Origin of the sequence: Dactylosporangium sp. CA-139066, assembly GCF_050936175.1 — a bacterium.
In the GTDB taxonomy this organism is placed as follows: domain Bacteria; phylum Actinomycetota; class Actinomycetes; order Mycobacteriales; family Micromonosporaceae; genus Dactylosporangium.
Map to the genome: position 1 here is coordinate 2,645,980 of NZ_JBNJNH010000001.1, position 20,999 is coordinate 2,666,978.

The following is a 20,999-nucleotide window of genomic DNA, read 5'->3' on the forward strand; positions in this document are numbered from 1 at the left end:
AACGCCACGCGGCCTGCGTCTTCGGGAGTTTCGTGCCATACACCGGCTCATATCTGTGGACGATGCGGCAGTTCGTGGGTAGCCGGCTGATGCTGATGCCGGGCGCGCAGCTACTACTCATCGACCACGATCAGCGTGTCCTGCTGCAGCGGCGCAGCGACATGGCCACCTGGGAGATCCCGGCCGGCGCCTGCGAGATCGGCAGCAGCTTCGCCTCCACTGCCGTCAACGAGGTCGCCGAGGAGACCGGCCTTAAGGTGGAAGAACGGGACCTGGTGCCGTTCGGCTGCCTGTCGGACCCCGAGATACACGTCGTTCGCTACCCCAACGGGGACGAGACCCATTGCTTCGCGATGTGCTTCGCCGCGACGGTGTGGAGCGGAGTGCTGCGCGTGGACCCCGCCGAGGTCACCGAGGCGGGCTTCTTCGACATGGGCGACCTGCCCCGGCCGATGCACCGGCCGACCGCCACGGTGCTGGACATGTATGCGCGGTATCGCGCGACCGGACTGTTTCAGGCGCGGTGACATCGCCGGTTACCGGAGCGGGGCGACACGTGCCCCGAGCCGCGCGAGCCGGCCGAGGAAGTCTTCGTACCCGCGGTAGAGCGCGTGCGCGTCCGAGATCGTGGTCACGCCGACGGCCACGGTCCCGGCCACAACGGCCGCCGCGCACGCCCGCACGTCGTTGCCGACGTCGACCGCGGCACCGTGCAGCGCCGCCGGTCCGTCGATGTCGACGACATAGCGGGCGTCGTCCAACCCGGCCGGGAATCGCACCTCCAGTCCGGGTGGTGGCTGGCCGCCGCTCACCGTGACCTTCGCCCCCATGGCGCGGAGCACGTCCGCCTGCCGTACCCGGTTCGAATGCAGGACGTCGATCGTTCGCGACCGGCCGTGCGCCGTTGCAAGCACCGGTTGCAGCAGCGGCGCCCAGTCCGAGTGAAATCCGGGCGAGGGTCCGGCGATGACCGCGGTGCGCGGCGCGGACAGGCCGCCGCCCGGGCGCAGGACGGACAGGCTGCTCCCGTCGGCCCCCTCCTCGATCAGGCCCCCGAGCTGAGCGAGGACCTCGACCGCGGGCCGCAGTTCCGCGACGTCGAGCCGCCGCACCAGCACGCCCTGCTCGCTGAGCGCGCCGACGGCGAGCCAGGTGAACGCATCGTTGCGATCCGCCGGGCACGAGAGCTCGATCGGCCCGTCGCCCGATGCCGCGGCCGCGCGATCGAGGCGGCACGACACCGCATCGCCGTCGCGGTGTACCCACGCGCCGGACCGTTGGAGGCAGTCCCAGAAGGCCGCCATGTCCGCGTCAACGGGAGACCGCTCGATCGTGACGCCGGCTGGATTGCGCAGCCCGGCGAGCGCCACGTTGACCGTCGCGCCGGCGGATGGCAGCGCCAGGCTGACGGTGTCGCGCGAGGCGTCGGCGGGAAGGATGATGTTTAGGCAACCGTCCCGGCCGCTGATCCGCCCGCCGAGCGCGCGGAAGCCGCTCAAGTGCAGGTCGATGGCGCGCAGCCCGATCTCGTCACCGCCCGGATCGCCGATCCGGACGGATCCGAATCGTCCCAGCAGCGCTCCCGCGAAGTAGAACGCGGTGGTGGTCCGCCGGGTGATCTCCGCCGGAAGGTGCCGAGCGCCGACGGTCCGCGAGTCCACGAGGAACTCGTCGGCCTCGGCGCCCGGCCGGACCTCGGCGCCCAGCGACGCCAAGGCCGAGAGGAGCTCCAGCGTGTCGATGATGACGGGCACCCGGCGCAGCCGGAACACCCGCGGGAATGCCGCGAGGGCCGGAATGATCTTCAACGCGGCATTCTTCGAACCCTGCACGTCGACCACCCCGTGCAGTTTGGCCGGGCCGTCAATGAGGATACCGGCGGCGGCCCGATGTTTCAGGCCGCCCAGCATGTCGGCGATCGTCGACGCCTTCGATCCATCCACGGAAGCCTCATTCGTTGTCGATGGCGGGGATGTCGCGCTGGATTCGACGTACCCGGCGCAGGATGCCGAAGTCCGTCAGCTGTGCGCCGACATCCAGCGCCTGCGCGATGTCGTCGATGACCTCGAACCGTGCCAGGTCATACGCCGTGACCGGCTCCCGTCGCCGAAGGCGAGTCAGATTGTAGTGCACGGAGTCCCGCATGCCGAGCGCCTGAGAGCGCACCGAGGCAACCGCTGACCTCGAGCCCAGTGTCATGTGCAGGAACGCCGACGCGACGGCCAGTGACTCCGCCTTGCGCACCTCCGCCCGCAACCAGGGGCCGACGCTTTCGATCTCGCCCGCTCGCAGCAGCGCCACCGACGCCGCCCCCTCGTCGAGCCCCCGCCGCACCAGCGCCGGAAGCTGCCGGTCGCCGATCGGACGGCGGGCCGCGATGGCCTCGCTCAGCAGCCGGCGGCGCCAGGCCGACCGGCCGATGGCGAGCAGGGACATGACCCCCGCATCGTGTCGACCGCGCTCCAGCATGCGGTCCAGCACGGCCTCCGCCTCTCCGTATCGCCGCCGAGTTGAGAAGGCGACCGACATGTTGAGCGTCGCCTCGGCCAGGTGCCGGGGCGGGACCCGCCGCCGGATCGCGACCTCGAACCAGGTGAAGCCGATGCCGGCCAGCTCCGAGTGGTCGGCACCCGCGCGGGTGAGTACCGCCACCGCCCGGCCACAGTCCTCGTCGTCGAGCGAGTCGACGACCAGCGGCTCGAGCCAGGACAGCACCAACGCAGTTCCTTGGTCCAGCGGTCCGCGCCGGCTCTGCCGTTCGAGCATGTCGATCGCGCTCAACGCGGCCTCGCGCGGGTCACGCATCGCAACGAGATCCTGTACCTCGTCGGGCGGGATGAGCAGCGTGGCGGCTGCGGTCCTCGTGGGTGCCCGGGGTCCGTCGTCCGACGCCGGAGGGTCCGGCTCCCGCGGGCGCCGCCGGTCCGACGTGATCATGTCCCACAGGGCGATCGCCATCCGGGCGTCGGCGCGCGCCATCCGCTCCGCGTTGATGCGAGTCGATGGGCGACCAACACCGTATTCGCTCAGGATCGACAGGCGGGCGCGGTGCGCCCACCAGTCGAGGTCGAGCCACAGCTCGGAGCGTATCGCCGGGAACGGCCCGCAGCCCCGACGCGCGGACCGCAGTGCGGCGTGCAGCAGCCGCGACACCTGGGCGGCCGACCAGCCGTCGGTCGCCTCGAGGAACCAGGGACTGCGCACCGGGTCGTCCACGCGCCTGGGCGCCACCGGCCGGCCGGCCGGTTGCGGCCGCCAGGCCCGCGCCAGCTTGCCCAACGCGCGCTTGCGCAGGTAGCGGGCTCCCTCCGCGCCGAGCGTGCCGCCCGAGACGGTTCGCGGGCGGCCGAGGCGCGTGGCCGCCGCCGGCAGCCGGCTCGCGACCGAGGGCTGACCGGCTCGCGCGGTGAGCGGCAGGATCGTGAGATCGAGCCCGAAGTACAGCGCGAGGACGGCGTACTCGAGGTCGTCGACGGCGTCGCAGCGCCCGATCTCCGACAGCAGCAGCTGCCGGACCTGTCCGAGCGGTCGCAGTGCGCCGGTTGCCTCGTCCACCAGGTATCCGGAAAGGGACGCGGGGACCTCCGGTGTCGCGGCGGAGCAGGTGCCGTCGAGGATCGACCGATAGCCGTTGAACAGCCGGTGGAGGTCCTGGGCGCGTACCGCATCCACGCGGCGAACCTAGCACGGGCGGCCGGGCACTTTCCCAGTTCCTGTGCGGGTATCCCGCTACCGCCGATCGACGCTCGCCGGGCCGGGCCGCCGCGCCGCACGATCGCTGCAGCACCTCCACCGACCTGCGAAGGAGCTCAGCCGTGAAGAGCCCGACCCCCGATCTTCGGACCCTGATCTTCGCGACGGTATTCGCGATCACCATGCTTGCCGTGGCCATCCTGCTCGACGCCAGCGGGGCCCTGGTCGCCGGCGTGCTGGCGGGCACGGCCGCCGTGGTGGCGGCGACGACGCCGAAGCGGCGGCGATGAGCGCCCGCGCAGCGGTCGCCGTCCGCGGGCGGACCGTCTACCGTGGACCGATGCGCATCGGTGCGATCATCGCCACGGGCGGTGTGGGTGCACGGTTTTTTCCGCTCACCAAGGCCGTGCCCAAGGTGATGCTGCCGGTGCTGGAGCGGCCGATCCTCGAGTACCTGCTCGACGAGTGCCTGTTCGCCGGCGTAGCCCGGATTGCCGTCGTGCACCCGGTGGGCGATCGGTGCATTGCCGACTACCTAGCCGACTCGGCCGTGTCGCGACGTCGTTACCATGCGGCCGGGCTCGGCGACCGGTATGACGCACTGGTGCAGAGGCATGGGCGAGCGGCGTTCACGTTCCTCACGCAACCGGACGACGGCCGGTACGGCTCCCTGCTACCGCTGCTCCTGGCTCGCCGATTCCTGGGATCGGACACGGCGTACCTCCTCGCCGGCGACGACCTGCTCCTTCCCGCCGACGAGCCGTCACTGCTCGCGCGAATGGCGGCGTCGATGCGGCGAACCGGCGCGGACGCGGTGGTGGCGGGCGTGGTCATGGACGATCGGCGGGCGATGCGGTACGGCAACATCGTGACGCGCGACGGTGTCTGGCTCGACCGCATCGCCGAGAAGCCGCGCGACGCTTCGGGCGTCACCGGGCTGGCGTATGTCGGCCGGCTGCTGTCCTCGCCGGGGATCAGTGACCTCGCCGCGTCTATCGGCGCCAGCCCCGATACCGGCGAACTGCAGATCGTCGACGTGATCAACCGGCTGGCCTCGACCGGCCGGGTAGCCGTGGAGACGGTTGCCGAGACGTACTTCGATTGCGGTGTTCCAAATGACTGGCTGAACGCGAACATCGCGGCGGCCGCCCGTTCGCGCCTCCCTATGCCGCGCAACGGATAGGGACGGGCCGGACCGTTCGCACCCCCGGTGCCGGTTCGAGCTTGCCGAGGCGCGCGGACAGGTCTGCGAGGACCTCCTCCTGACGGGCGGATGCAACGACGCCGAAGAGGCAGCCGCCGCTGCCGGAGCCGGTCAGCTTCACGGCCGGGCACCCGACGTCGAGGGCGGCGGTGCGCAGACGCTCCAGCCCGGGCGTCGACATTGCCTGCCAGTCGCGCATCGCTTCGTGGGCGGCATTCACGGCCGAGCAGGCCGCGGCGAGGTCACGGCTGAGTACCGCGTTCCAGACGTTATCCGCGGCAGTCGTGGCGTCGTGGATGTACGCGGCGAGGCGGGGTTCGCGACGTTGGCTGCGCCGCCGGGTCTCCAGCAGATGATCGCGGCTGTCCTTGCGCTGCATCGAGTCGATCAGCACGATCGCCCACTCCGGCGGCCACTCCACCTGCCCCAACACGGCCGGTGGTCCCTCGGGGCGCCCGTCCATGTACAGCGTGCCGCCGCGGACGATCGCCACGTGGTCCATACCTCCGCCGCGGGTGATGTCCCGCTCGATTGCGTACGTGAAGTCGATGAGTTCATCGGGGCCGAACGCCGGAAGTCCCAGCTCCAGCAGGCATGCCCGAGTCAGCGCGATTACCAGTGAGGTCGACGTGGACAGGCCGGAGCCGGTGGGCGCCTCGGACGCGACGTGCAGCAACGGAGCCGGTCCGGGGCGGTCGGTCAGTCGGCGCCATACCGCGTCGAGGTAGATGCCGGTGTACGGGATGGCGCCCGGCCCGGAACCAACAGTCGTGCGGAGATCGATGCTCGTGCAGACACATCGGCCGCCGAGCCAGTCCAGGTCCTCGCCGGCCAGACAGATCCGCGTCGCCGGAGCGTCGCCACGCCGCGCATCCCGGGTCTCGTGGCCGGGGCCCGTCATATGAACGGGTCGATTGCGTCGAGCGGTCCCGCGTCCGGGAGCGGCGCCGCGAGCGCGAGGTTCGTGGCGTGCCGAGCGCAGTGGAACGGGCAGTCGCGGCTGGGGTCGACAACGTCCGGCCGTGCGCGGGCCCACAGCTCGGTCAGGTGGGTGGTGACCGCGTCCCCGATGCGCATCGCGGGGTTGCCCCGGTGGTACGGACAGACGAAGACCCCGCTCGGGGTGATCACCGTGCGCAGTTCCGCCGTGGCGCAGCTGCGGTACTCCTTCGGCTGGCTGAGATCGGTGTCCCGAAGCAGGCGCTCGAAACTGGACGACATCGTCACCGAAAAGCCCGGCCGCTGGTGGCCGCGCGCCGCTTCCAACCGCGCCGAAAGTTCGCCGCGCACGCGGGGCGAGACGGGTGCCAGCCGATGATCGTCCAGCATGGCCGCCTTGATCTCGAAGTAATCGCACCCGATGTCCCGGGCCAAGACGGCCGCCGCATCGATCTCGAACATGTTCGTCCGATCGGATTCCCGGCCCGACGTCGATGGCGCATTGACGACGAACGAATACCCCAGCTGCCCCGACTTTACCGCCGCCAGTGAACGCATGTTCTCAATGACGGTGGCGAACATGTTCCGGCCGTTGCGGCTGGGACGGAATGCGGCATATGTCATTGGCGTCGCGGCGTCGACCGATACTCGCACCCAGCTCACGTGGCCGGCGAGGACCGCCAAGTTGCGGTCCAGCAGCGTCCCGTTGGTGACAAGCCCGACGGCTATCCCTCCCGTGTGCAAGATCTCGATCGCGGAAGTGGTCGCCGGATGCGCCAGTGGCTCACCGCCACCGATGAAAACGACGCCTTGAACGCCGGCCGAAATGAGCTCGTGCGCCAACTCCACGAGTCGTTGCTGGGTGAATCGCCCCTGATGCAACAATGACGCGCTGATGCATTCGGGGCAACTCAGATCGCAGAATGTCGTCGGATCGATGTCGACGACTACCGGTGCGGCCAGTCTCTCGCCGTCGGCGACGCGCATCGCCGATTCGCGTATCGAAGGCTGACTAAGCTTTTCGACCAGATTCATGCGCTCGATCGGCACCGAAGTCCACCAATCAGCTCGAGGTCCTTCGACTATAACGACCTGGGCGAATGGTGCCAACATCCGCTTCTTCTTTGGGAGCGTTCGGCGTCGTGACAGAGCCGGACGGAGCATCGGTTCCGGTTCTTCCGGGTCTCGCGAGCCGCCGCAGCGACCTCGGTGTGAGCGGGCGCCGGTCCGGAGTCCGGCGCCGTCGTCGGCCGTGGGCTGGAGCAGCCAAACGGGCCGGGGCCTCAGAAGTCGTCGTCGATGAGGCCGTAAGGGGGCTGGTCGGCGCGGCGCGAGTAGCGCACGATCACGTCGTCGGCCGCGGTCGGCGGGGGCGCGTTGTCCGCGACGACGATCTGGGCGCACAGGCCCGGCCGGCCAGCCACGCCTCGATGTGCCAGTAGACGCGCTCGATCGTCTGCCCGTCCTCGAGGTCGCCGAGCGCCCCGAGGTTCTTCTGCGGGCTTTCCAGCAGCAGGAACCCGGGGTGGGAGGAGCGGGACTCCCAGGCGGTCTCGAACATGGCGAGCTGCCAGGCCAGGGCGATGAGGGTGCGCCCGCCCGAGGAGGCGGTCAGGTACGACTCGCCGCGGACATAGGGCGTGAGGTCCTCGGCGAGGTACGCGTCGGCGAGCTTCGGGTAGCGGAACTCGGCCAGGATGGCGCGGTAGCGCTCGCCGACCCGGCGCACGACCGCCGAGCGGTCGGCGCGGCGCGACTGGGGGCCGGCGCAGCCGATTCCGAACGCCGGCGTCGCAACGCGATCGAGCGAGTCGTCCGCGAGGCTGTTCACTGGGGCTTTGTCGTCGGTGGAGCAAGTGGTCGCCGACCGGAGCCTGTCATTCACTGGAGCGAAAGCGGAGAACCTTACATCTCATGGATCTTCGTGGGGGATTCTAACCAGTTGCCTCCGCTGCTCGAGGCGCGATCGGATGCCGGGACTCTGATGGAAACACTGCGCGCGTCGGTTGAACGAGCGAGGCAGGCTCGATCTGACTTATAACCGTCTCCCAGACGGTAACGCACGGATCAGTCGCCGGAGTCGCAGTCACGAACACTCGCCGGCATCGCGCACCAACGCGTGAGATCCGGTACCTGCCTGAGAGCTACGTTCACCAGCGACCGCGTCCGGCTCCGAAGAGCGCGAGCCGTCGGCGTTGGGACGCTATCGTGCGGGAGGCGGCAACAGGAGGCAGAATTTGATCACGGTCATCGTCGACACGACCGCGACGTTCGTCGACGTCATGATGAAGTCCACTTCGTGGACGCAACTGCTCACCTTGTGCGACGGCTCGAGGATCCAGGTGGTGCTGCCTGAGGTGGTCCTCCGAGAGACGGCTCGCCACTGGGAGGCCGAAGCCTTGAAGGTCATCGAGACCGCGAACGGGAAGATCGACGGTATCAAGAAGTCCCGCGAGAGGCTCACCGAGATCGGCATCGACGGAAGCAGCCTGGTCGACAGCACACCGGTGACCGCTAGCCCCGGTCTTTCGCTAACTGTTGATCAAGGTTGTTCCGCAGTGAGTTGATCTTCGGTGAGGTTGTCTGTTTGCGCGAGGCACGGTGACGGCCCGGCCCTTGTCCGGGGTGCTCCGTGTGGCTCGTCGGGTTGTGGCGCGGGGTTCAGGTGATCGGTTGGGGCAGTGCGGCGAGGCGGGCGAACGCGGTGGCGAGTTCGGTTGCCCAGGGCCAGGTTTCGGCGATGCGGAGGCGGGTTCGGCGGGCGGTGCGGGTGAGTCGTGCGGCGACGTGCAGGAGCCGGTAGCGCAGCTTCTTGGGTTCTGCGGCGGCGAGTTCGCCGTCCAGGAGCAGCATCTGGGTCCATGAGAGGAGGTCGATGCCGATCAGCGCGAGTTGCAGCCAGGCCTGGTTGATCGCGAAGGCGCGGGACGGGAACCGGCCGAGGCCGGTGTCTTTGCCGGTGCGGATGCGGTCTTCGACGCGGGCGTGAGCGCGGTGGCGGGCTTCGAGGTACTGGATCGGGCCGTTGGTCGGGTCGCCGGTTGGTGTGTCGGTGGCCATGACCTGGTGGCGCATGCCCTCGATGGTGTCGAACAGCGACAGTTGGGCGCCGGGGTGCGGCCGTTCACGGCGCACGATGAACCGGGTCCGGGGCGGGTAGCCGTCATCCGGGACCAGTCCGGTCAGCTCGCAGACCTGGGCACCATCGCGGGGTTCGCCGTCGGTGTCGACGGCGGGCACCCACTGGCTGTGCTGTTTGGCGGTCAGGATGGCCTGGCGGATCGGTTCGGTGATCGCGACGCCGACGGAGAATCGGGTGTCCAGACCGTGTTCGCGCAGGCTGCGGATGTGGGCGAGCAGGCCGTGGGTGCAGCCGGCGGAGTCCGACCGGATCAGGATCGGGGTGCCGTGCCGGTGCGCGTCGGGGATCTGCGTGATGGCCTCGTCCAGGACGGTGATGTGGTCGGCGGTGGTGTTCGACCCGGCCCGGCCTTCCCGCAGCATCCCCGCGAGGGCTTCACGGGTGTTGTCCAGGAAACACAGCAACGGGTGATATCCGAATGTGGACTTCCACGTCGGGGTCGCGGACTCCTTGTCGGAGTGGCAGAGCACGATCGTGGCATCCAGATCGAGGACCAGGCCCGGCACCGCCGATCCCGCGGCCATCGTCTGCGGCAGGCCGCCGTGGGTCTCGATACGTTGCGCCCACGCGATCTCTCGCGCCTGGGCTCGGGCCTGGGCCAGCCCGTCCAGGAGCTGACCGTCCAGTTTGGACAGCAGTCGCCATGCGGTCGGGTCGGAGGCGACCGGCCCGAACACCTGGGCCTGGTCCCGCAGCACCGCCAGATCGGCGATGGCCTCACCGCCGTCGGCGAGCATGACCGCCAGATCCACCGCGACCCGGCCCGGATCGTGCCCGCCCCGACGCTGCCGCAACACCGCGAGGACCTCACCGAACCGAGCGGTCAGCCCGGTCACCTCAGCCACATCAGCCACGAGCCGGGCGCCGGCATGACCGACCACACCCCGCCCGTCGGCACTCACAACGATCTTCGGACGTGTTCCGGTAGCCTGCACTCAGCGGGTGCCTTCCGTGACGGACGATCAAGCCTTCGACAAGCCAGATCCTCCCAGATGGAAGGCACCCTCCCCATTTTCGTTCATGAACCCCGGCCGCCTTCATGAACGATCCGGGCTAGGCCAGACAAGGCCACCTTCGAAAAGAAGACACGCGAAAAGCTAATTTCACTAGGCGTACAGATCGAGCCAGTCCCGGACCATGTCGACATCGAGACTGTTCTTCAGCGCGACCTAGCCCGTAAGAAACCCTTCACCGACAACGGAAAGGGCTTCCGTGACACCCTCGTCTGGGAGACCGCCAAGCGGGTTGTGATGAGGTCAGAAGGAGGCGACAAGATCTTCCTGGTCACCAAAAACTCCACCGACTACTGCGACGAAACCGGTGCGCTCGCGCCTGAGCTGTGTGCCGAAGTCAAGAGTGCCGCTGGAGAGCTGACACGGGTAGCGGATCTCGAACAACTTCTGAAGCATGGCACGTTCGCGCCGATGGTGGCTGGACTTACAAGGACCGCCGAGCAGCTAAGTGCATTCCTTGAGCTGGGCGCGCGTAACCGCAGCGAGGACGCAGAGCCACTGTCGGTCGACCAGGTCGTCAAGAACGCCGTCATCCATGCACTGGAACGGCTCACTGGCGAGGATGTCGAGACCGGCAACGCCACAACGTCAGGCCTCGACTTCACGAAGCTGGGCATTCCTAGTGAGCTTGAAAGTCTTTCGATCGATACGGTAGAGCCCGACGAATCGACGCTGATGTGGCAGATCTACGAGACTTACCAGGACACGACGCTTCTCATCCTGGCCGAGATCGATGCCGAGATCACCCTCGACGGGTTCGCGTACAAGAGCGACATCGGCCACCGCGAGGAGGAAGACGACATCTACGTCCTTGAGTGGGACTGGAACGACCACGTGGCTCACGTCGGCACCACAGCGAACGCGCGACTTACCTTCCAGATTCGCCTGGAGCAGGGCATGGACGTCGTAGATGAGTGCGAGTTTGAGGGCGCGCAACCCTTGGTCGTCGAGGACCACCCGTGGTAGGACGCCATCTGACAGATCGCCTCTGGCGCAGCGACCCCAAGGCCACGGAAGGGAACGCTCATCGGCCGAGCCGCCAACTCCGTGGCCGCCCGACGGATACCACACTCAGACCCGGGACCGGCCGACCGCCGGAACCTCCCCAAGCCGGCCGACTTGAACCAAACCAAGACCCAGACCTCGGTTGCCGACAGGTTCGCATCGTCTGGCTCCCCCCGTCCTGTTTCCCAGACTTCCGCTCATCGGCATCTTGCGCACCTGATCAAGGGATGTGCCGGCTTCGCAGCGGCAGCCGGGCGCACGAGATCCGCGGGCGCCGCGCCAGTTCGGTGCTGACCGTGATGCCTCGGTTGTCCCGACGCTGGCCGGTTTCCGGGAAGTTCTGGCGTCATACGTGGGTGCCGGTTTTGGTTCCGGTGCTGTGCGAGGGCTTGGGCTGAGGGGGACGGGTGCTCGTCGTTGCTTCAAGGGCAACGAGCTGACACGCATACGATCGCCGCTGGACGGCACTCTGCTTGGCGCAGGTGCGATCCATCTTCTGCAGCCGAAACGCGCCCCCAAACGCACCTTGTGGCGGAGGTGAATCAGCAGGTCGGAGGCGTTGCCGGGATGAAGTGCGCAGGTCCCGTTCCGGGGGCGGGTCCCCCAGAGCATGGGAAACGGCCGTCACTAGCGCCGATACCGACGTCGTGATCATCGACGGTTGCTGGCCGGTGCCGCCACGCGAACGGTAGCAAGTGGTTGGAGCCCGTCGGCATCGGCGATGCGGACGGGCTCGAAGCCGGTGGCGTGGAGGCTATCGAGGAGTTGGGTGCTGTCGTCGTCGCGCAGGAGGACCGGTGGGCTGGCTGGGCATGCGACGGGTGGCAGCCACTGGACGGCGAGTCTTGTGCGCGAATGGTGGCGCCACTGTGGGCGGGTGCGCGACTGGATCATGACGGAAACAGCGCCGGTGGATCGTCTCGGATCGTGCCGACGAATGAGCAACCGCGACCGGGCTCGCCGACTACCTCGCCTACCTCGACGGCGACCTGGCAGTCCACCTACAGGTGTCCTGCCAGCTTCTTCGGCAACAACGTCAGCCTGGCTGCCGGCGACCGCCCTGCCACCGTGTGAGGCATGGACGCTGGCTGACCCAGCCCACGACGATTGCGTGAGCGCGCACCCGATCACGAACGCGCTCCATCAACGCCATGGTCGACGCGTGGGACGCTGCCGATGACGCCCGCCGAATCAAGGCAGCAGCCTTCCCCCGCGACAAGGAGCCTGCGCGCGTTCCACTTCGACGCCAACCCACACGTCGGCCCCGCCGTCATCCACACACTCGCCACCTGCGACTGGGTCAAGAAGGGCATGCCGCTTTGCCTCATCGGCGACTCCGGCACCGGCAAGTTCCACCTGCTCATCGCGCTCGGCGCCGAAGCCGCTATGGCCGGCTACCGGGTCCGCTACGTCCTGGCCACCAAACTCGTCAACGAGCTCGCTGGCGATCGATAGCCGCCCCATCGCCGCCAAGGAACGTGCAGAAATCTCCGTCAACTACCGCGCAAAGTCGCATCCACTGTGACTTTGCGCGGTAGTTGACGGAGATCTGCACCTGGCTTGGCGAACCTGAGCAGCCTCCGGGCACTTGCGCCCAGAGACGACACGCGGCGCGATTTGGGCGCTGTGCCGGGTATTGACCACCCGGTCGAGTGACGATTTGGTCTCGGTGCGTCGGATCACGGGATCGTTCACCCTCTAGGTCTCGACAACGTCATGCGGTCGAGGGGAGAGATCGTGAATGTCATGGTCGTCGGCACAGCGGCCACGGTCGCGCTGCCGATCATCGGCGGTCTTCTGAATTACCTACGTATCCGTGAGCGCCACCGTGCGCAGGCCGCTGTGGAACGGACGCGAGCAGATGCGAGTGCCACCATCGTCCAGCACGCCGCGGACGGGCTTACCGTCATCCGGTATGCACCCAACGGGCAACTTACGGTGATCAGGGCGTCAGGTGACGTCGCCCGCGGCGCCGCCGTCGCTGACCTCACACCGGAGCGCCGGTGAGCCAGCATGACGGTTTACCGGAGTTCGAGGCTTTCTACGAGAAGGAGTGGGGGTCCGTCGTGGCCTTCCTGCGCTATCTCGGCGCTTCGCCACCGGACGCTCAGGACGTGGCCCAGGACGCGTTCGCTCACCTCTACCGTTGCTGGCACCGGGTCGACACGCCGACCGCCTGGATCAGAAAAACCGCGAGCCGCGAACTGGGCCACCGCCGGCGTCGAGCCGCCACTGAGCAGAAGGCACTCGATGCCAATCCGCCGCCTGACGAAGCCGAAGACGGCGACGAGGGCGGCGCAGCGTCAATCTACACAGACGACCGGTTCACAGCCGCTATCGCGGCGCTCTCAGCGCGACAGCGTCAGGTGGTGGCGTGGCGGCTCGCCGGGTTCAGCAATGCAGAGACGGCACGGGAGTTGGGCATGACGCCGGAAAACACGAGCGCGATGTGGTCGCGAGCGAAGGCTCGGCTCGCGAAGGCGCTCGAGGAGTTCCGCCGGGGAAACGGAGGCGACAATGCCTAGGCCTCAGACTCCCGTCGAGCAGGCCCTCAGGAGGGCGAACGACGGGGTCATCGCAGCGGCCACGCAGGGGTTTGACGTGCGGGCCGGCCTGGCCGACGTTTACATCCGGGCGGCGTCGTTGGCGGACCCAGCGGCCGACAGCGAGATGAAGCCGGACGAGGCGCTCGCCCGCTGGCGCGCCGATGTCGAGATCTTCCAGGTTCTCACCAACTCCGAGCTGCGCGGTACTGAGTGGGCGAAGGTTAGCGCCGCGCTCGGGGCGTACGGACTCGGGCTTATGGAAGGCTGGCTAATCTGCGGCGAGATCGTCGAACGCTGCGGCCGAGTCGGCAAGATTGTCAATCTGCCAGAAATGGTCGGGTCGGAAGATAGATACCTTCTCGCTGGTGACACCGTCCGCCGCTCGGTCGAGCAGTTCCGTACGCGTGCCCTCAAGGCAAGCGGCTGGCGCGCGAACGAACACGTCACGCTTGCCGACTACTTCGCCGAGCTACTGTGCTTCAACTTCCCCCAGGTCCTGGCCACACGGGAGATCGATCGACGGGCTGAACCGGCTCCTGCCGCGTTTGCCTCACCCGAAGGCGCCCGAGCGCCTGGACGGGCCGACTCGCTTAGTCGAGCCGATTACCGAGCTGCCAGTGCGATCGCCAATCCGCGGGAACGCAAGACCACCCTGCTGAAGCTGGCCGGTTACGACGAGGCGGAAATCGCGGAGCTGCTGCGCGGAGATGATCGCCGCCCTGGGCCGGGCAACCGCACCCCAGCGAAACGGCGCCGAAGCCTGGAGAGGAGCTGAAGTGGTCGACATCGACGCCCTGCTATCCCGATCGAGCATCGGGGGCGTGGGCGCGGCTGGACTGCGCAGCCGCGCAAACCACCAGGACGTCAGCCGGGTCGTTCAGCGGCTGGAGCCAATGACGGCGACACCACAATCGCGAACCAAAGTGCTGCTGGTCGACGACCACGATCTGATCCGTCGAGGCCTGCGGCATGCTTTCGAGCGGGATCGCCAGTTCGAAGTGGTCGGCGAGGCAGCAACCGCAGCTGAAAGCATCCGTCAAGCGGGCTCACTTCAGCCCGACGTTGTGATCATGGACTTGCGTCTGCCCGACGGTAGTGGGCTGGAGGCGACCCGGGCACTACGCAAGACAAGCAACTCGATGGGCATCGTCATATTGACCATGTACGCCGGCGACGACCAGCTCTTCGGTTCCCTCGAGGCAGGCGCAAGCGCGTTCGTCCCGAAGACGGCGCCCGCCGACGAGGTGGTAGCCGCCGCCCGGCACGCGGCATCCGCCCCCAGCGCCTTCACCGCCGCCGACCTGGCTGAGGCAATGAAACGCCGGCTGGCCCCGAGCGGCCCTCAACTCTCTCCGCGTGAGGGCCAGGTACTGCGCCTCCTCGCCGACGGCATGAGCGTCGCAGGCATCGCCAAGCAACTGTTCGTCTCCGAGTCGACGGCCAAGGCGCATATGAACAAATTGTACGAAAAGCTAGGCGCAGCGAACCGAGCACAGGCGCTCATGACTGCCTTGCGGCTGGGGTTGCTGGAGGCGCCCGACGCACCCGCGTTCTGACGGCGTGGTCAGCCATCGCGAGGTGCGAATCCGCTGGCAGGCGGATTCGCACCTCGCGATGGGCCGCGACGGGTGACAACCGGAATTAGCTATCGCCGCCAACCTCGGTGCTCTACTTCGCCAACTATCACGCAAAGCCACATCCACTGTTGTGACTGCCAGCTCTAGCCCGTGTTTCGTAAGGCGCGGAGCCATTGGGTGATGGCTGCAATGACGACCGTGGCTTCGAAGCGAACGGCGAGTTTGTCGTAGCGGGTGGCCATGGCTCGATGCTGTTTGAGCTGGTTGATACCGCACTCGACGGCGTGACGCAGCCGGTAGACGATTGGGTCGAAGGCGGGCGGACGCCCGCCTTTGGACCCTTTGGCTTTGCGGTGCGCATCCTGGTCGGCCTTGCTCGGGATGCACACCCTGATGCCGCGCTGGCGGGCGTATCCACGGTTGCGTCTGCTCGTGTACGCCTTGTCCGCCAGGATCAGGTCCGGACGGGTCCGTGGCCGGCCACCACCGGCCCGGCGCACCTTGATCCGTTCCAGCACCGGGACGAACTGCGGGCTGTCACCCCGCTGCCCAGCCGTGATGACCACCGCGAGGGTCTTACGACCCTGCTCACAGGCCAGGTGCGTCTTCGTGGTGAACCCGCCCCGCGAACGCCCGAGCCCGTGATCCGCCGGCTCGTCCTGCACCCCACCCGGCGGCTCCTGCTGCAGGTGACCGCCGTGACGGGCACCCGCCGCATGTTGGTGCGCCCGACTCACCGTGGAATCGACACTCACTGTCCACTCGATACTCCCGGCCGCGTCGCCGACGGCCTGCAACGCCGCCAGGACCCGAGCCCAGGTCCCATCTCGCTGCCAGCGCCGAAACCACCGATACAACGTCTGCCACGGCGCATACACCGGCAGCACATCCCGCCACGGCACCCCGGTCCGGACCCGCCACCGGATCCCGTCCACCACATCCCTGCTGGCCCATCTCCGCGGACGCCCACGACCGCACGGCGCAGGCAGCAACGGCTCCAGCAAAGCCCACTGCGCGTCAGTCAGGTCATGACGCCTCGCTGCCGCTACGCTCGGCACGAGGTCTCCGGTCTGGTATTCGGTTTTGCTTGGTCGCTAAACCACCTACCGGAGACCTCTTCAGTTATCGATCACCGCCACGCCGCAACATCGACCCGTTACGAAACACGGGCTAGATGGCCATTGCAACGGATAGTTGGCAACGCGTGCTCCGATCAATCTGGTGTGCTGCCCGTGGGCGAGTTCGGGATGTGGACGGACCCGGCGGCGCGCTGGCCGACCCGGCGAGCGGCAGCTTGCCTACACCCAGACCTTCCACTCGTCCACGAAGTACGGCCACGGTGACACGCCAGCCAGGTCGGTGCGGGCGAGCATGATGTCGATGTGCTTGGCCCACGTGTCCAGGTCGACCAGTTCTAGCAGCAGTCGGTTGAGCTCCACGAAGTTCATGCTCACCCGGCCGACGTTGGTCACGCCGGGGCGGCGGCTGATCACTCGGTCGATCTGCAGCAGAGGTGCCGTCGGGTCCGTGTCCTCGTCCAACGGTTGCAGCCACTCAGCGCGCAGCCCGTGTCCGGCCAGTGCGTCGAGGACGCGCGTCGAGGACATGCTCACGTAGAAGAAGGCCGCGTCAACGATGAGGCTGGCACACATCTCGGGTGACAGCGGGTAGATCGCCCACGGCGGCGCGACTGGTGACCGACCGACCTGGTCGACGCTCTTCAGGGTGATCTCGTGCCCGTTGACGATCCGCGCCTGCCGCTTCGCCGTCTGCATGGCCGCGCTGAAGCGGCGGCCGAACTCCTCCTCCGGCCACCGACTGGGGGCGGTGAACAGGTTGCCCGCTACCAGCGCTCGGCCGCCGGGGACCTGGGCGCGCTGCAGACCGCGCTGATGGGCAAGGTCCAGGACCTCGCGCAGGACGTCGAGGTGTGTGCGGTACGGCACGTCGATCTTGACCGGGACCTGACCGGTTGGCATCGGCGCAGCGCTGCGCAGGGCCTCGCCGGCCGTGCGGATGCGGTGCTTCTGCGTGGCGGTGTGGTGTTCGTTGTTGGTCTTGATCTCCTCCAGCCGGACGAACCCGGGCATGAACACCGATGCGTCACCGATCCGCAGGCACGAGGTCAGGTCGTGCATGATCGCGAAGTGGCCATCGTCGCGCCAGGTGCGGGTCAGGAACTCGCGCTCGGCGAGGAGGCCGGCTTTGCCGGCCATCGGACCCGGGGGCTGGTTGCGTGACAGCACGAGCACGAAGTTGCGCTGGTAGTCGAACGCCTGCCAGGCCAGGGCATCGCCCACGCATCGCAGCTGTCGACTGACCCGCACGCACACGTCATGTTCGAGTTGCCAGGTCGCCAACTGCTGCGGATCGCCGGTCCCGACCAGCGCGACGGCGTCAGCGGGTACGCTGCGACCACGCTCCAGGCGCTTGACCACCCGCCGGCACTTGAGCCGGTGTTCCTCGATCGTCAGCAACTCGTCGAGCAGCACCTGCTGAAAGTCGTAGAGATCGGCCTGGGACTCGCATGTGCGCAGCTGCCGGATAAGCGTGATGATGGTGCGGAACCCCTGCTGATGCAGGGGGTGGGTCTGGATCGCGTTGATCTGCGCGGTGGACAGCTCATCGAGCGGTGTGGGCACCGCAGTGGCCCTTCTGACGTGTGCGGTTTTCGTCCCTGCCGGCCGGGGACTGCGATCTGGGCGGAGTTCAGCATGCGCACCGCATCGTCGACAGTCCAGCCAATTGCGTCGGCCTGTCGCCTGCCGCCTCCTTGTCCTACATCCTGTCACCGGGCGGCAGAACCAGACGAGCCGGCTGCACGTGCCCAACGCGAGCAGGCTGCTCCTCGTCGCGTCCGCCGCCCTCCGGCGCTCTCGCCGACCAGCCGGCACCAAGGTCCCGGGGTTGCTCACCTTCCGCGGCGCGCTTGAGCGCGATGGCCAACTGGCTTCTGCCGCCATGGCCAACTAGACCTTGCAACTCTGCACAGCACGACTAGTCCTGACCGTTGACAACCGTTATGCCTCAGTTGTCCCGACGCTTGCCGGTGCCGGGAAGTTCTGGCGTCATACGTGGTGCCGGTTGTGGTCCGGTGCTGTGCGATGGCGTGGGCTGAGGGGGTACGGGTGCTCGTCGTTGCTTCAAGGGCAACGAGCTGACACGCCTACGATCGCCGCCGGACGGCACTCTGCTTGGCGCAGGTGCGATCCATCTTCTGCAGCCGAAACGCGCCCCGAGCGCACCTTGTGGCGGAGGCAGTTCAGCAGGTCAGAGGCGTTGCCGGGATGAAGTGCGCAGGTCCCGTTCCGGGGCGGGTCCTCCAGAGCATGGGAAATGGCCGTGACTAGCGCCGATACCGACGTCGTGATCATCGACGGTTGCTGGCCGGTGCCGCCACGCGAATAGGAGCAAGCGGTTCGCGCCGCGTCAGCAATCCGGCGATGCCGACGACCGCGAGGCCGACGCCCTCGCCCACACCGCCGACGCGGTACCCGCCACCCGGATCTGGTCCGGCCAGGGCCGCCCGCCGTCGTCCGCGACACCGGCATACCCCGACGACGCGGTCAGCCTCGCCGAGCACATCGCCGCTGCCGGCCGCGACGCGGCGATCACCGTCTCGTGGCGTGAAGGCAGCAAAGGCATCCCCAGCTCACAGTTCGTCTTCCTGTGCGTCCGCCCGGCCGAGCACCGCATCCCCCGCGACCCCGACGCCAGCCTGCCCGAACGGTGGCTGATCGCCGAACGGCCCGACACCGAACCCGAACCCGTCACCTACTGGCTGTCCAGCCAGCCCGCCGACACTCCGGCCACCGACCTGATCCGGTACGCGAAGATCCGCTGGCGGATCGAACACGACTACCGCGAACTCAAGACCGGACTCGGCCTGGACCACTTCGAAAGCCGCTCATGGACCGGCTGGCACCGCCACGTCACCCTCGTCACCGCCGCGCACCTGTTCATCACCATGCTGCGACTCGACCCAAAAGCGGATGCGCCGGCCTGACCCTCTACAAGGTCATCCGCGACCTGCAACAGCTGCTCGCGACCTGGACCGGCGCATGCCCCACCTGCCGCCGAAAGCTGAAACCGTTACGCCGTAACAACCATCGACGAACCTAACGAAGCACTACTAGACCGCGCTGGCCCTCGCGCCGCTGGCCGCCGGCGCCCTGCTGGCCGCGCCGCTGCCGCCGCCGACCTGGCGCGCGTTGCGGACCCTGACCGCCGTGACGGCCCGCACCACGGCCGCACTCGCCGCGCTGGTCGCGGCGATGGTGGCGCTCGCCAGCGGCCTGGTCGACCGCCCGAGCGGTGCCCTGGCCGCCGCCTTGGTCTTCTCCTACTGGTCGACTCTGGCCTACGCCGCGCTGCGCGCCTGCACGCTGGTCGCCCGGGTCCTGCCCGGCTGCGCCGCGCCGAGCACCGGCCGGCTGCGCGGCGCGCTGCTGGTGACCGGCGCCGGCATGGCGGTGTCCGCCGGTGCGGGCGCATTCGCCGCCTTCCACCTTCCACTCCCCGGGCGACGTCGTCGGCCTGTGCGTGACCGCGGACCAGGCGCTGCTCGCCGCCGTGACCCTCCAGGTCGGCCAGAACCTGGACCGGGGCGGCGCTCAGACGTTGCCGCGCAGCTGACGCTGCACGTTGTCGATCGCCGCCGCAAGGTCCGCGAGGCGGCGGCCCTCCTCGGAGCCGGCCGGGCACTGCCGTCGGGCCCGCGCCACTTCGGCGCCGAGCGCGGCCCAGGACCGGCGGGCGTTGCTCGCCTCGAACGGGCTGATTGCGCGGCCCGTATAGGTCTCGACGAGCCTGTTGTGCCGAGCGATCAGCGCGTCGGCGCACTGCCGGCAGGCTGCGGCCTCGGCCCGCCGCAGCACCGCGTCGACGGCCCGGCGCAGCTGCAGCGCCCGCTGCCGGAACTCGGTGGACGCGGCCGCGCGGTCGGCCAGGCCGGCGGCGCGACGAAGCTCGGCCACGGCCGTCTGCAGGTCCTGCGTGGACCGGGCCGGTCGGGAGTGGATACTCCGCAGGATGATGAGGGCCTCGAGGTACGCGGTGTGTGAGCCCCGGCCGTCCAGCTCCCTGGCGCGGTCGACCGCGGTCCGGGCGGCAACGAAGTCCAGTCGCTGCACGGCGTCGTCGGCTTGGTCGAGCTCCTCGCGCAGCAGCCACTCCAGCACGGTGTCGAGCGCGTCGCCGGACAGCCGCCGGCCGGCGATGTACCCCCGGACGGAATCGGCGAAGTCGTCGGCGGCCTGCCTTTGCGGAATGTCGCGCAGAAGGCGCGCGGCGAGTTCGGGATCCTTTGCCCGCAGCGCGGTCCGGGCCTCCTCGAGGCGATTGTTCGATAGTGCGCGATCGCATTCGGCGAGGATCTCCCGAACCGCCGCCAGCTGCGATCCGCGCGCCATTCGGGACGCCTCCACAGCCGTGTCCCGCGCCCGTCGGACGGCACCGGCCCGCAGGCTGCACCGGGCATGGAGCACGAGGGCGGGAATGGAGGTCGGCGCCGAGCGCAACACCGCGTCGACCAGCGCCACGGCGGCCTCGTGCCGCCCCTCGCCGAGCAGGCCGCTCGCCCGGTCGAGCAGCTCTTGGGCGGACATGGCCGTGCGCTCGTCGTACGCATCCATGCCGATCTCGCGCCGCCGATCGCCGTGATCGCGAAATGGCTCTTCGGGCCTCATCGGCGACCTCGATGGTGCGACGGATGATCGCGTTGACGGTTGGCACATTGTAATTGATCGAATCCGCGCGGCGTGATGTCCGTCCGGTCGGACTTCGGACGCGATCGATTGACCGATGCCATGTTCGGGCACATCAGAATGAGCGTATGACGGTGACGTACAGGAGGTCGGCCGCGGGCTCCGGCGGCGCCGG

Annotated in this window: 20 protein-coding genes and 1 pseudogene; 12 read left to right on the forward strand and 9 right to left on the reverse strand. The window is 68.4% G+C overall.

The genetic code is table 11. From position 1 onward, the window contains the following. Positions 1 to 62: 62 nt before the first annotated feature. On the forward strand, positions 63 to 527 hold the full coding sequence (locus ACQEVU_RS12115; RefSeq protein WP_433322827.1) for an NUDIX domain-containing protein: 465 nt from the start codon (positions 63 to 65) through the stop codon (positions 525 to 527). Positions 528 to 536: 9 nt separating this feature from the next. On the opposite strand, the gene ACQEVU_RS12120 is transcribed toward ACQEVU_RS12115, so the two are convergent. Both ACQEVU_RS12120 and ACQEVU_RS12125 read right to left on the reverse strand, forming a co-directional pair. Next, entirely contained in the window at positions 537 to 1,943 is a 1,407-nt protein-coding gene (locus ACQEVU_RS12120; RefSeq protein ID WP_433322828.1) for a hypothetical protein, read from the reverse strand. A gap of 7 nt (positions 1,944 to 1,950) precedes the next feature. Further along, complete coding sequence (locus ACQEVU_RS12125; protein WP_433322829.1) at positions 1,951 to 3,672, reverse strand: hypothetical protein; 1,722 nt, start codon at positions 3,670 to 3,672, stop codon at positions 1,951 to 1,953. 143 nt (positions 3,673 to 3,815) lie between these two features. Here ACQEVU_RS12125 and ACQEVU_RS12130 point away from each other — a divergent pair, with 143 nt between their 5' ends. Together ACQEVU_RS12130 and ACQEVU_RS12135 are read left to right on the forward strand one after the other, a co-directional pair. Beyond that, positions 3,816 to 3,983: a hypothetical protein gene (locus ACQEVU_RS12130; protein ID WP_433322830.1), complete on the forward strand. Its 168-nt coding sequence runs from the start codon at positions 3,816 to 3,818 to the stop codon at positions 3,981 to 3,983. A 50-nt stretch (positions 3,984 to 4,033) separates the two neighbouring features. Further along, positions 4,034 to 4,876 (forward strand): sugar phosphate nucleotidyltransferase, encoded by an 843-nt coding sequence (locus ACQEVU_RS12135; protein ID WP_433322831.1) that lies wholly within the window; start codon positions 4,034 to 4,036, stop codon positions 4,874 to 4,876. On the opposite strand, the gene ACQEVU_RS12140 is transcribed toward ACQEVU_RS12135, so the two are convergent. The 3 genes from ACQEVU_RS12140 to ACQEVU_RS12150 all read right to left on the reverse strand — a co-directional run bounded on the left by ACQEVU_RS12140 (position 4,857) and on the right by ACQEVU_RS12150 (position 7,667). Beyond that, positions 4,857 to 5,798: a hypothetical protein gene (locus ACQEVU_RS12140; protein ID WP_433322832.1), complete on the reverse strand. Its 942-nt coding sequence runs from the start codon at positions 5,796 to 5,798 to the stop codon at positions 4,857 to 4,859. The two genes, ACQEVU_RS12135 and ACQEVU_RS12140, sit on opposite strands and share 20 nt — an antisense overlap. Further along, a complete protein-coding gene (locus ACQEVU_RS12145) occupies positions 5,795 to 6,886 on the reverse strand; it encodes a radical SAM protein (RefSeq protein ID WP_433322833.1) in 1,092 nt (363 codons plus the stop codon). The genes ACQEVU_RS12140 and ACQEVU_RS12145 overlap by 4 nt, the downstream gene beginning before the upstream one ends. A gap of 295 nt (positions 6,887 to 7,181) precedes the next feature. Beyond that, positions 7,182 to 7,667 (reverse strand): hypothetical protein, encoded by a 486-nt coding sequence (locus tag ACQEVU_RS12150; protein ID WP_433322834.1) that lies wholly within the window; start codon positions 7,665 to 7,667, stop codon positions 7,182 to 7,184. 406 nt (positions 7,668 to 8,073) lie between these two features. On the opposite strand from ACQEVU_RS12150, the gene ACQEVU_RS12155 reads away from it, so the two are divergent. Further along, entirely contained in the window at positions 8,074 to 8,403 is a 330-nt protein-coding gene (locus ACQEVU_RS12155; RefSeq protein ID WP_433322835.1) for a hypothetical protein, read from the forward strand. A gap of 94 nt (positions 8,404 to 8,497) precedes the next feature. On the opposite strand, the gene ACQEVU_RS12160 is transcribed toward ACQEVU_RS12155, so the two are convergent. Then, positions 8,498 to 9,913 carry an IS1380 family transposase gene (locus ACQEVU_RS12160; protein WP_433322836.1) on the reverse strand — a complete coding sequence of 472 codons (1,416 nt, stop codon included), beginning with the start codon at positions 9,911 to 9,913 and terminating at the stop codon, positions 8,498 to 8,500. A gap of 165 nt (positions 9,914 to 10,078) precedes the next feature. Here ACQEVU_RS12160 and ACQEVU_RS12165 point away from each other — a divergent pair, with 165 nt between their 5' ends. The 6 genes from ACQEVU_RS12165 to ACQEVU_RS12190 all read left to right on the forward strand — a co-directional run bounded on the left by ACQEVU_RS12165 (position 10,079) and on the right by ACQEVU_RS12190 (position 15,098). Next, positions 10,079 to 10,957, forward strand: a complete 879-nt coding sequence (locus ACQEVU_RS12165; protein WP_433334904.1) for a PIN domain-containing protein — start codon at positions 10,079 to 10,081, stop codon at positions 10,955 to 10,957. Positions 10,958 to 12,172: 1,215 nt separating this feature from the next. Continuing rightward, on the forward strand, positions 12,173 to 12,451 hold the full coding sequence (locus ACQEVU_RS12170; RefSeq protein ID WP_433322837.1) for an ATP-binding protein: 279 nt from the start codon (positions 12,173 to 12,175) through the stop codon (positions 12,449 to 12,451). A 282-nt stretch (positions 12,452 to 12,733) separates the two neighbouring features. Continuing rightward, positions 12,734 to 13,003, forward strand: a complete 270-nt coding sequence (locus tag ACQEVU_RS12175; protein WP_433322838.1) for a hypothetical protein — start codon at positions 12,734 to 12,736, stop codon at positions 13,001 to 13,003. Continuing rightward, on the forward strand, positions 13,000 to 13,521 hold the full coding sequence (locus ACQEVU_RS12180; RefSeq protein ID WP_433322839.1) for an RNA polymerase sigma factor: 522 nt from the start codon (positions 13,000 to 13,002) through the stop codon (positions 13,519 to 13,521). Before ACQEVU_RS12175 ends, ACQEVU_RS12180 begins: the two co-directional genes overlap by 4 nt. A gap of 76 nt (positions 13,522 to 13,597) precedes the next feature. Next, complete coding sequence (locus ACQEVU_RS12185) at positions 13,598 to 14,317, forward strand: hypothetical protein (protein WP_433322840.1); 720 nt, start codon at positions 13,598 to 13,600, stop codon at positions 14,315 to 14,317. A 118-nt stretch (positions 14,318 to 14,435) separates the two neighbouring features. Next, positions 14,436 to 15,098, forward strand: a complete 663-nt coding sequence (locus tag ACQEVU_RS12190) for a response regulator transcription factor (RefSeq protein ID WP_433334906.1) — start codon at positions 14,436 to 14,438, stop codon at positions 15,096 to 15,098. A gap of 164 nt (positions 15,099 to 15,262) precedes the next feature. On the opposite strand, the gene ACQEVU_RS12195 is transcribed toward ACQEVU_RS12190, so the two are convergent. After that, entirely contained in the window at positions 15,263 to 16,177 is a 915-nt protein-coding gene (locus ACQEVU_RS12195; RefSeq protein ID WP_433322841.1) for an IS5 family transposase, read from the reverse strand. 240 nt (positions 16,178 to 16,417) lie between these two features. After that, a complete protein-coding gene (locus ACQEVU_RS12200) occupies positions 16,418 to 17,761 on the reverse strand; it encodes a hypothetical protein (protein WP_433322842.1) in 1,344 nt (447 codons plus the stop codon). A gap of 821 nt (positions 17,762 to 18,582) precedes the next feature. Between ACQEVU_RS12200 and ACQEVU_RS12205 the strand changes: the two are divergent. Beyond that, positions 18,583 to 19,125, forward strand: a pseudogene (locus ACQEVU_RS12205) (transposase); the annotation flags it as partial. Positions 19,126 to 19,601: 476 nt separating this feature from the next. Continuing rightward, positions 19,602 to 19,754, forward strand: a complete 153-nt coding sequence (locus ACQEVU_RS12210; protein WP_433322843.1) for a hypothetical protein — start codon at positions 19,602 to 19,604, stop codon at positions 19,752 to 19,754. On the opposite strand, the gene ACQEVU_RS12215 is transcribed toward ACQEVU_RS12210, so the two are convergent. Next, a complete protein-coding gene (locus tag ACQEVU_RS12215) occupies positions 19,733 to 20,938 on the reverse strand; it encodes a hypothetical protein (protein ID WP_433322844.1) in 1,206 nt (401 codons plus the stop codon). The two genes, ACQEVU_RS12210 and ACQEVU_RS12215, sit on opposite strands and share 22 nt — an antisense overlap. Between the last annotated feature and the right edge of the window lie 61 nt (positions 20,939 to 20,999).

Bases quoted from the DNA above. Each gene is read 5' to 3' on its own strand.
- ACQEVU_RS12115 (WP_433322827.1), top strand. From the start codon at position 63: ATGCGGCAGTTCGTGGGTAGCCGGCTGATGCTGATGCCGGGCGCGCAG.
- ACQEVU_RS12135 (WP_433322831.1), top strand. From the start codon at position 4,034: ATGCGCATCGGTGCGATCATCGCCACGGGCGGTGTGGGTGCACGGTTT.
- ACQEVU_RS12140 (WP_433322832.1), bottom strand. From the start codon at position 5,798: ATGACGGGCCCCGGCCACGAGACCCGGGATGCGCGGCGTGGCGACGCT.
- ACQEVU_RS12170 (WP_433322837.1), top strand. From the start codon at position 12,173: ATGACGCCCGCCGAATCAAGGCAGCAGCCTTCCCCCGCGACAAGGAGC.
- ACQEVU_RS12190 (WP_433334906.1), top strand. From the start codon at position 14,436: ATGACGGCGACACCACAATCGCGAACCAAAGTGCTGCTGGTCGACGAC.